This is a genomic window from Gilliamella sp. Pas-s25 (assembly GCF_009795885.1).
Classification (GTDB): domain Bacteria; phylum Pseudomonadota; class Gammaproteobacteria; order Enterobacterales; family Orbaceae; genus Gilliamella.
The window spans coordinates 1-738 of record NZ_WTEV01000078.1 but is presented as its reverse complement, the minus strand read 5'-3'; the positions used below and the strand labels follow the sequence as shown (position 1 = coordinate 738).

Annotated in this window: 1 protein-coding gene and 1 pseudogene; both read left to right on the top strand. The window is 30.5% G+C overall.

Annotation, left to right across the window (positions count from 1 at the left end):
* Positions 1–214 precede the first annotated feature (214 nt).
* Entirely contained in the window at positions 215–517 is a 303-nt protein-coding gene (locus GQ593_RS13395) for a hypothetical protein (protein WP_160432472.1), read from the top strand.
* A 70-nt stretch (positions 518–587) separates the two neighbouring features.
* Positions 588–738, top strand: a pseudogene (locus tag GQ593_RS13935) (RHS repeat-associated core domain-containing protein); the annotation flags it as partial.

The window sequence follows — 738 nt, the reverse complement described above, 5'->3', positions numbered from 1 at the left end:
TATCACCTGAACAATATGAACAACAATATTACCAAAACGAAAAAATGATAGAGGTGGGCACTGTCTAATATTTTGGCGAGGATCACAGAATGGAAATAATACACGATTAGCTATTTTTAAACGCCCTCAATTTCCAAAAAGTAAAGAAGAAAATATCACATTTTATGATGCTCCTTATTGTATTGTATGGCCAAATTATGATATTGATTTAAACGTGTTGGATCAAAAAGTAATTAATGATACTTTTAATGATCAAGATTTCATCAATTCAATTAAAACATATATTCAAAGAGTGGTTTGTTTTACTTGTCATCAAGAATATGTTTCATTAGTCATTGATCCTGGAGCAATTTATATTATTTTAGATAAAAGTGGTAAACCAGATAGCTCTAAACTTGATTTGTTAGAAAAAAAATTACACAGAGTTAATTTAAAAAAATGCCCTAATTGTAGTTCCTCCTTTACTATATATGTAGCTAAAATTTTATATAAATGTGAAGATAAAAAATTTACATAGTAATCAGTAAAGTAAACATAGGGTATTTTAATAGACTTACTGGGAATACCAATGCCAGTATAATACCTATGGGCAGATAATAAACGAAACCTACCATAAGGAAGATTTCCACACCCTGCCGGAGAATCCGTTAAGGTTTCAGGGGCAATATTATGATGAGGAGACGGGGTTACACTACAACCTAAATCGCTATTATGATCCATTTACAGGCAGGTATATTA